The organism is Photorhabdus heterorhabditis (assembly GCF_018448905.1).
GTDB classification, from domain to species: Bacteria; Pseudomonadota; Gammaproteobacteria; order Enterobacterales; family Enterobacteriaceae; genus Photorhabdus; species Photorhabdus heterorhabditis.
In genome coordinates, this window is sequence record NZ_RCWA01000070.1 from 1 (window position 1) to 8,780 (window position 8,780).

Annotated in this window: 10 protein-coding genes; 5 read left to right on the forward strand and 5 right to left on the reverse strand. The window is 39.8% G+C overall.

What is annotated here, in order from left to right; genetic code table 11:
• Positions 1-166: 166 nt before the first annotated feature.
• The 4 genes from trkA to def are packed head-to-tail and all read right to left on the reverse strand — an operon-like array spanning position 167 to position 4,414.
• Complete coding sequence (gene trkA / locus EAE89_RS21955; RefSeq protein WP_054481311.1) at positions 167-1,543, reverse strand: Trk system potassium transporter TrkA; 1,377 nt, start codon at positions 1,541-1,543, stop codon at positions 167-169.
• Between the two features lie 56 nt (positions 1,544-1,599).
• Positions 1,600-2,889, reverse strand: coding sequence for a 16S rRNA (cytosine(967)-C(5))-methyltransferase RsmB (rsmB, locus tag EAE89_RS21960; protein WP_054481313.1), 1,290 nt, complete (start codon positions 2,887-2,889; stop codon positions 1,600-1,602).
• Between the two features lie 38 nt (positions 2,890-2,927).
• Positions 2,928-3,878, reverse strand: a complete 951-nt coding sequence (gene fmt / locus EAE89_RS21965) for a methionyl-tRNA formyltransferase (protein ID WP_054481315.1) — start codon at positions 3,876-3,878, stop codon at positions 2,928-2,930.
• Between the two features lie 23 nt (positions 3,879-3,901).
• Complete coding sequence (gene def / locus EAE89_RS21970; RefSeq protein ID WP_054481317.1) at positions 3,902-4,414, reverse strand: peptide deformylase; 513 nt, start codon at positions 4,412-4,414, stop codon at positions 3,902-3,904.
• Positions 4,415-4,546: 132 nt separating this feature from the next.
• On the opposite strand from def, the gene dprA reads away from it, so the two are divergent.
• From dprA to EAE89_RS21995, 5 genes are all read left to right on the forward strand, one after another.
• The gene (gene dprA, locus EAE89_RS21975) at positions 4,547-5,632 is read left to right on the forward strand and encodes a DNA-protecting protein DprA (RefSeq protein WP_054481319.1); all 1,086 of its coding nucleotides are present in this window, start codon (positions 4,547-4,549) and stop codon (positions 5,630-5,632) included.
• Between the two features lie 64 nt (positions 5,633-5,696).
• Entirely contained in the window at positions 5,697-6,245 is a 549-nt protein-coding gene (locus EAE89_RS21980) for a DNA topoisomerase family protein (RefSeq protein ID WP_054481321.1), read from the forward strand.
• A 5-nt stretch (positions 6,246-6,250) separates the two neighbouring features.
• Positions 6,251-6,820, forward strand: a complete 570-nt coding sequence (tsaC, locus tag EAE89_RS21985; protein WP_054481324.1) for an L-threonylcarbamoyladenylate synthase type 1 TsaC — start codon at positions 6,251-6,253, stop codon at positions 6,818-6,820.
• A gap of 7 nt (positions 6,821-6,827) precedes the next feature.
• Positions 6,828-7,646, forward strand: a complete 819-nt coding sequence (gene aroE, locus EAE89_RS21990; protein ID WP_054481326.1) for a shikimate dehydrogenase — start codon at positions 6,828-6,830, stop codon at positions 7,644-7,646.
• Entirely contained in the window at positions 7,643-7,900 is a 258-nt protein-coding gene (locus tag EAE89_RS21995; protein WP_054481328.1) for a DUF1488 family protein, read from the forward strand. Before aroE ends, EAE89_RS21995 begins: the two co-directional genes overlap by 4 nt.
• Here EAE89_RS21995 and EAE89_RS22000 read toward each other — a convergent pair.
• Complete coding sequence (locus EAE89_RS22000) at positions 7,879-8,421, reverse strand: gamma carbonic anhydrase family protein (protein ID WP_054481330.1); 543 nt, start codon at positions 8,419-8,421, stop codon at positions 7,879-7,881. The genes EAE89_RS21995 and EAE89_RS22000 overlap by 22 nt on opposite strands.
• Positions 8,422-8,780: the final 359 nt, after the last annotated feature.

Sequence of the window (8,780 nt, forward strand, 5' to 3'; positions counted from 1 at the left end):
TTCTTTTAAACTGGAAATCTGGTATCTTTCTGTTTCGGTCAGTTGTATATAGGTCATTGTGCATTTTCCTGTGGCGGGAAAGATGCCTACTATAGCAACTGACCGCCCTTCTGAAAAATTGCACTTAATTAGTCGAATCCGCCATAGATAATTATATTTCAAGCCATTAAAGGAAAAAAGGGCTTGGTTGGAATAGCTTCTCCACTTCAGGAACAAATTTTTTATCTGTAATAAACATAATTACATGATCTCCTTGTTCGATGACGCTGTAATCATTAGCAATAATTACTTCATCACCGCGAGCTATTGCCCCAATTGTGGTACCTGGTGGTAATTTAATATCACCTACAGCTCGACCGACAACTTTTGAAGTCTTTTCATCTCCATGAGCAATCGCTTCGATAGCTTCAGCTACTCCACGACGTAATGATGAAACACTTACAATATCTGCTTTACGAACATGGCTTAGTAAAGCCGAAATAGTTGCTTGTTGTGGAGAGATTGCAATATCAATCACACCGCCTTGTACCAAGTCGACATATGCACTACGTTGAATGAGGACCATGGCCTTTTTGGCTCCCATGCGTTTAGCAAGCATTGCAGACATGATATTTGCTTCGTCATCGTTGGTTAGAGCAATAAACACATCTACCTGTTCTATATGTTCTTCAGCTAGTAACTCTTGGTCTGATGCATCCCCATAAAAGACAATGGTGTCATGTAATAATTCGGCTAGTTCTGTAGCTCTTTGCTGATTCCGTTCAATCAATTTAACTCTGTAATCTTTTTCGAGGCGTAGTGCGAGTCCGGCACCGACATTACCACCACCAACGATCATAATACGTTTGTAGGGTTTCTCTAAGCGTTGAAGTTCACTCATTACAGCACGAATGTGTTGCGATGCAGCAACAAAGAAAACTTCGTCACCAGCTTCAATAATTGTAGAACCTTGTGGTCTTATTGGTCGATCTTGACGAAATATTGCAGCAACTCTGGTATTAATGTGTGGCATGTGTTCACGGAGTGAAGAAAGTGCATTTCCTACAAGTGAGCCGCCGTAATAAGCTTTTACCGCAACAATACTTACCCGACCTTCGACAAAGTTAACAACTTGTAAAGCGCCAGGATATTGAATTAGTTTGTAAATATAATCTATGACGAGTTGTTCTGGTGAAATAAGATAATCAATAGGGATATCATCAGGGAGAAAAAGTTTTTCTGCTTCGCGGATATATTCTGCTGCACGTATTCGTGCAACTTTATTCGGTGTATTAAATAAAGAATATGCAATTTGGCATGCAATCATGTTAGTTTCGTCAGAATTAGTTACAGCAACTAACATATCAGCATCTTCGGCACCAGCTTCTCTTAATACTCTGGGATGAGAACCGTGACCATTGACTACTCTGAGGTCGAATTTATCCTGTAGTTGGTGCAGACGGTTGGGGTCAGTATCGACGATAGTGATATCGTTATTCTCACCTACCAGATTTTCAGCTAATGTACCACCGACTTGGCCTGCACCAAGAATAATTATTTTCATAATGTTCTCTAATTTATTAGAAGCAGATAATTATCTCTATAAGTTGTAGAGATATATCACTGTTTAATTAATCGAGCGTAGAAAAAACCATCACCACCAGTTAATTCAGGTATTATTTGTTTTCCTGGGTTTTCGCTTGTTGCTGTTCTTGCTAACTCTGCATCTGGATGGCACTTTAAAAACGCACTGATCTGCTGGCTATTTTCATCCGGTAAAATAGAACAGGTTGCATACACTAGTGTTCCACCTTTCTTTAAATATGGCCAGATTGCATCAATAATTTCAGATTGTAATTGAACTAACTGAGCAATATCTTCCTCGCGGCGTAGCCATTTAATATCGGGATGGCGGCGGATTACTCCTGTTGCTGAACAAGGAGCATCCAGAAGAATACGATCGAATTGCTGATTTTCTGCCCAATGTTCAGGGTGGCGTCCATCACCGGTTTTTACTGTAGCGTGGCAATTAAGGCGTCGGAGATTTTCTTCTACTCGTTTGAGCCTTTGCTCATTAATATCTACAGCTAATACTTGAGCTTCTGGTGCTATTTCTAGGATATGTGTTGTTTTCCCTCCTGGTGCAGCGCAAAGATCGAGAATTTTCTCTCCATTAATTGGTTGTAATAACTCGGCACACCCTTGTGCAGACACATCTTGAACAGTGACCCAACCTTTGTCAAATCCAGGTAATATTGCTACATGGCAGGGGGAAATTACACGGATAGCAAAGGGTAATCCGATAGCTGGTTCCGCATCAATTCCTGCTTTATGAAGAAGGGTAAGATATTCATCCCGACTGTGGTATATACGATTAACTCGTAACCACATAGGTGGTTTTTGATTATTAACGTTAATAAGTTGCTGCCACTCTTGTGGATAGGCTTTTTGGATTCGGGTTAATAACCATTCGGGATGTAAGTGATGGCTAGAATGATTTTGTGAACGTTCTGTTAACTGTAATTGTTGTCTCTGAAATTGGCGAAGGACACCATTAATCAAACCCTTTAGCTGAGGGTATTTCAAAGCTACGGCTCCATTTACTGTTTCAGCCAGAGCTGCATGAGCAGGAATACGGGTATAGGCAAGTTGGTATATTCCGACCATAAGAAGGTAATGAAGAATACGTTGTTTACCTTTTAATGGTTTTGCCATTAATTGGCTTATTATCCACTCTAACTGAGGCAATACACGCAATACCCCGAAAGAGAATTCCTGTAATAAGGATTTATCTTTATCAGTTATATTCTGTTGTAGTTCAGGTAAGACTGTACTGAGAGACTGTCCTTGATCTAGAACTTGATTGATTGCTTTCGCAGCGATACTTCGCAGATTATATGTATTTTTCATAGTTAAAAAGGCTGATAAAAGACAGCTTTAAGAGAAAGTTATTCAGCTAATTTTATGCCTGGCGTAAACCATTCACGTTTGGAGTTAAGTAGATTTTCTACTGACATTGCTTTTTTACCCGCCGGCTGTAATTGAGTGATATTCAGAATTCCATCAGCGGTAGCAATATGAATGCCTTTTTTATCTGCTTTTAATACAGTTCCTGGTTCTGCTGAAGTTTGTTCTTCAATGGCTTCTGCTTTCCAAATTTTAACAGGCTGTCCTTCTATCTCGAAAAAGCTCATGGGCCAGGGATTAAATGCACGAATACAGCGTTCAATATGGGTTGCAGATAATGCCCAGTTTATTCGGGCTTCTTCTTTGCTTAGTTTTTCAGCGTAGGTAGCCAATTTTTCGTTTTGAGTTTCAGGCCGGTTTTTACCTGATGCTATTAACAATAATGTTTTAAGCAGCGCATCTGACCCAATATTGGCCAGTTTTGCGTATAAACTGGCACTAGTATCTTCAGGTGCAATAAGGCAGCTTGCTTTATATAGCATGTCGCCGGTATCAAGACCTATATCCATTTGCATGATAGTCACTCCCGTTTCCACATCACCGGCCCAGAGTGAACGTTGAATTGGTGCTGCACCACGCCAACGTGGTAATAGGGAACCATGTACGTTCAGGCAACCTAATCTTGGAATGTCCAAAACAGCCTTAGGGAGGATTAATCCATATGCCACAACTATGATAACATCAGGTTGTTGTTTGAGAATCCATTGTTGATTTTCTTCTGAACGCAAAGTAGTTGGCTGAAAAACAGTAATGTTATGTTTTTCAGCCAGCACTTTCACAGGACTGGGTGTCAGTTTTTTACCCCTTCCAGCCGGTTTATCTGGTTGAGTGAGAACACCAACTACCTCATGTTGAGACGCTAATAAAGCCTCTAAATGGTGTGCTGCAAAGTCAGGTGTTCCGGCAAAAACAATACGCAAAGAATCAGGCACGTTTATTTCCTGTATTAAATAATTTATTGGGTTCGAGCTCTTTGTTTATCTAATTTTTCTACTTTCTGGCGTATACGTTGGCGTTTCAGAGGAGATAAGTAATCCACAAAAAGTTTACCAATTAAATGATCCATTTCGTGCTGAATACAAATAGCCAGTAAGCCATTAGCTTGTAATTCAAATGATTGTCCATCGTAATTTAAAGCCCTAATTCTGACCTTTTCAGCTCGTGGCACTAGTGCTCTCTGATCAGGAATAGACAAACAACCTTCTTCAATCCCAGTTTCGCCACTCTTTTCCAGTAACTCTGGATTTATCAGTACAAGGCGTTCATTGCGGGTTTCTGATACGTCAATAACGACAATACGCTGATGAATATCAACTTGTGTTGCTGCCAAGCCAATGCCTTCTTCTGCATACATAGTTTCGAACATATCATCAATGATACTCTGAATCTTTGCATCAACTTTTTCAACAGGCGCTGCAATAGTGCGAAGCCGCTCGTCTGGGTAATGTAATATTTGTAATACTGGCATATATGTTTAGATCTGTATCCAAAATGTGAATGGTATTCTATGTCTATTCTAGACATTTCCCGTTTGGATTGACAGTATCGATTGCTAATTAAGCAGTTTGATTTGTCCGTCAATCTCAGCCAGGATGACAATATGGAAGCTATGGAAGTATGGTTGCGAATGAAGATGATCTCTCATTTGGCAACAGAAAAAGCAGCAAATATTGCAGAAAAATTATTGCATGCTGGGAATCGTTATTCCACAGTGCTGAAAGACAGTGGGTTATCACCAGCACAATGTTTGCAATTTACTAAAGCAAATAAAACAGTGCTAACTTCGTGCTTAAAATGGCTTGAACAGCCAGAATGCCATTTATTAACATATTCTCACCCTTCGTATCCACTTCTATTAAAGCAGATACATGCCCCACCTCTTACGCTTTTTGTTTCAGGAAAATTAGAACTTCTTTTAAAGAAGCAGGTTGCGATGGTAGGGAGCAGGGCCGCAAGCTATTATGGCGAAAAATGGGGAAAAATTTTTGCACGTGAATTGGTTGGGCATGAGTTAGTTATTACTAGTGGCTTAGCTATCGGAATTGATGGTATTTGTCACCGGTCTGCACTGGATAGTGGAGGTGAAACAATTGCTATATTAGGTAGTGGGCTTGGGCATATTTATCCTCATAGACACGTGTCATTAGCAAAACAGATAGAGGAGAATGGTGCTCTTGTTTCTGAATTTTTCCCGGATACCCCTCCACGTGCAAAGAATTTCCCTAAAAGAAATCGAATTATCAGTGGGTTAAGTTCGGCAATTATCGTTGTAGAAGCGAGTAAAAACAGTGGTTCATTAATTACAGCTCGTTGTGCCCTTGAACAAGGAAGGGATGTATTTGCATTACCAGGTCTATTGGGGAATCCAATGAGTGAAGGAAATCACTGGTTAATCAAACAGGGTGCATACCTGGCTACAAACGCAATAGATATTGTAGAACATGTTTACAGTTCACTACAATGGTTGCATATGGAAGGAACGAAACAAGAAGTAGAACCACGGTTTGAGCAAACTGAGTTGCCATTTGCTGATGTGCTAGTTAACGTAAGTGATGAGGTAACTTCTATCGATATTATTGCTCAGCGTTCTTCATTACCTATAAATGAGGTAATGACAAAGCTCCTTGAACTGGAATTACTGGGTAAAGTGGCTGTAGTTGCTGGTGGTTATGTGCGTGTGGATTAATTAACTGAGTGTCCATAGTCTTGTTCAACGTCATATAAAAATAAATTTCAAGTGAAAAAATGGTATGGCAAAAATGGTTCCTTTCTCCACTAATGAAACTGAATGTTGTCCTGAATGTGGTTCTCTGTTAGTTATCCGTAATGGCATTCATGGCCCATTTCTTGGATGTTCTGGTTATCCATCATGTCAATATGTTCGTTCATTAAAAGGGCAAAGTGACGGTCATGTGGTAAAAGAACTTGAAGGGCAGACATGTTCTGCATGTGGTGCTAATTTAACTTTACGCCGAGGGCGTTATGGAATGTTTATTAGTTGTAGTCGTTATCCTGAATGCGAGCATACAGAACTGATTGATAAACCGGATGAAACGTTAATAGCCTGCCCTCAATGCAAACAAGGGCAACTATTACAAAGAAAATCACGTTTCGGAAAAATTTTTCACGCGTGTAACTGTTACCCTAATTGTCAGTTTGTATTAAATAATAAACCAGTCGCGGGTGAATGTGTGTTTTGTCATTATCCGTTACTGACGGAAAAACGAACATCACAAGGTGCAAAGTTGTTTTGTGCCAGTAAATTGTGTGGAAAACAACAAGTAAATGAAACTGAGTAACAAGCATGAGTAATGAAGCATCACCTGCATTTAAAAATGTGTTAACTGCATTAAAAACAGAAAAAGTGATTGCCTATCCGACTGAAGCTGTTTTTGGACTGGGATGTGATCCTGATAGCGAGAAAGCAATAAATGAACTGCTTATATTAAAGAAGCGGCCGTGGCAGAAAGGGTTGATTCTTATTGCAGATAATTATGAGCAATTACAACCATATCTTGATGATAAGCTTCTAACGGAAAGACAAAAAAAAGCCATATTTGCTTGTTGGCCAGGACCTATGACCTGGGTAATCCCTGCCAAACCTAGTACATCTAAATGGTTGACTGGGCAGTTTTCCACTTTGGCTGTTAGAGTTAGTGATCATCCTTTAGTAAAACAATTATGTACTTTTTATGGAAAACCGTTGGTATCGACCAGTGCAAATTTAAATGGTCTTGAACCATGTAGAACAGCAGAAGAAGTCAGACAACAGTTTGGGGATAAGCTTCCTGTATTAAGCGGTAATGTTGGAGGGTGTGAAAAACCTTCAGAAATTCGGGATGCTTTAACTGGTGAACTGTATCGTCAAGGGTAGAATAAATATGAATCAATTCGCTGTTTTTGGTAATCCTGTTACGCACAGCAAATCTCCTCGTATCCATCAGTTGTTTTCTGAGCAAACTGGTATTGAGCATCGTTATGGGAAGATTTTGGCTCCTGTAAATAAATTTGAAGAGACATTGGCTGTGTTTCTTAAACAGGGCGGGATTGGCGCTAATATCACTTTACCATTTAAAGAGCGGGCATTTATCCGAGCAAATGAGTTAACTGAACGGGCAAAATTCAGTGGTGCAGTCAATACCTTGAAATTGTTGGATAATAATCAATTGATTGGCGACAATACGGATGGTATAGGGTTATTAACAGATTTGATGCAACGTGGATTTATTACACAGGGGCAACATATTTTAATTATTGGAGCCGGTGGTGCAGTCAGAGGAGTTTTATCTTCATTATTAGAATTTGGTTGTGAAATTACAATTACAAACCGGACGTTCAGTCGTGCCGTCCAGATTGCTTATGATTTCTCGTCAATAGGCAATATTCGGCCTGTTGAAATGGAAACACTAAATAGCCCTGAATTTGATCTGATCATTAATGCGACTGCATCTGGTCTTAACGGTGAGATTCCAGAGATATCTCCGTTAATATTTAATGAAAATTGTGTTTGTTATGACATGTTTTATCAGTCTAACTTGACACCTTTTATTTCCTTTGCCAAGAAACATGGTGTTTCTAGTTATGCAGATGGGCTGGGAATGTTAGTAGGGCAGGCTGCTCATTCATTTAAATTATGGCATGGTGTACTGCCAGAAATCGCTCCTGTATTGCGAACATTGGAACAGGAGTTACATTCATGAATCAATCTATCCAGTTTCCTGATAGAGAAGAATGGAATGAACAAGAGCAGGTAGTTATTTTTCCTGCTCTGGTAAATGGGCTATTGGTTCAGTGTGTTATAGGTGCTAAGGAGCTTTTATATCGTTATGGGGAAGAGCATCATCCACTAAGCCTGTTCCGACAAAATCGTTGGGATTTAGAGGAGGAATTCGAATCAGTAATCAACAATGGGAATGATGATCATTTGGGACGCTACATATTATCTTGCAGGTAGTCGTTTTTCCAACAGACATAATTGCTTGCTGAATAACGTAATGCCTCTAATTCTTCAGGTTTCAGTTTCCTTACCTGACGGGCAGGACTGCCAACATAAAGGTATCCACTTTCTAATATTTTTCCTGGGGCTATTAAGCTGCCCGCTCCAATAATAACGTCTTCTTCAATAATTGAACCATCAAGCAGAATGGAACCCATACCGATGAGTACTCGATTACCAATAGTGCAGCCATGAAGTATAGTTTTATGCCCGATGGTGACATCGTTCCCAACAATTAAAGGGAAACCGTCAGGATTATCAACTGATTTGTGTGTTACATGTAATACAGAGCCATCTTGGATATTAGTACGCGTGCCAATAGATACATAATTAACGTCTCCGCGGATGACAACTAAAGGCCATACGCTGACATCATCAGCAAGCCTGACATCACCAATGATCACACTAGATGGATCTAACATGACTTTCCGGCCAATTTTAGGTTGAGTACCAAGGTAACTGCGTAACACTCCAGACATATATACCTCTAATGAAGAAATAGGGATTTGCTGTTCTTAAGGATCTTAGTGAGGAAAATACCAGTATGCAATGAAAGAAAGTTATTGATTTTAGTCAAAATCGATTAAATTTAACTCGTAAAGGGTAAAAAAACGCCTGTTGGTGGTAAATCTAAAAAAAAGTGTTGTGTAAAAATTTAAGCCCCCTATAATGCGCCACCACTGACCGACACAACGCTAAGAAAACGTGTGAGGTTGGGCAGGGGAGCGCAAATAAGCGCTTGACTCTGCGGGCAAAAAGCGTAATATACGCAGCCCGGCTGACCGAGAATATCAAATTTTAAGGTGGCCTGCTCTTTAACAATTAATCAGACAATCTG

What these genes read in the sequence shown, in the direction of transcription:
- def (WP_054481317.1), bottom strand. Translation starts at nt 4,414, where the DNA reads ATGCCAGTATTACAAATATTACATTACCCAGACGAGCGGCTTCGCACT.
- EAE89_RS21980 (WP_054481321.1), top strand. Translation starts at nt 5,697, where the DNA reads ATGGCAAAAATGGTTCCTTTCTCCACTAATGAAACTGAATGTTGTCCT.
- EAE89_RS22000 (WP_054481330.1), bottom strand. Translation starts at nt 8,421, where the DNA reads ATGTCTGGAGTGTTACGCAGTTACCTTGGTACTCAACCTAAAATTGGC.
- EAE89_RS21995 (WP_054481328.1), top strand. Translation starts at nt 7,643, where the DNA reads ATGAATCAATCTATCCAGTTTCCTGATAGAGAAGAATGGAATGAACAA.
- dprA (WP_054481319.1), top strand. Translation starts at nt 4,547, where the DNA reads ATGGAAGCTATGGAAGTATGGTTGCGAATGAAGATGATCTCTCATTTG.
- rsmB (WP_054481313.1), bottom strand. Translation starts at nt 2,889, where the DNA reads ATGAAAAATACATATAATCTGCGAAGTATCGCTGCGAAAGCAATCAAT.
- trkA (WP_054481311.1), bottom strand. Translation starts at nt 1,543, where the DNA reads ATGAAAATAATTATTCTTGGTGCAGGCCAAGTCGGTGGTACATTAGCT.
- aroE (WP_054481326.1), top strand. Translation starts at nt 6,828, where the DNA reads ATGAATCAATTCGCTGTTTTTGGTAATCCTGTTACGCACAGCAAATCT.
- tsaC (WP_054481324.1), top strand. Translation starts at nt 6,251, where the DNA reads ATGAGTAATGAAGCATCACCTGCATTTAAAAATGTGTTAACTGCATTA.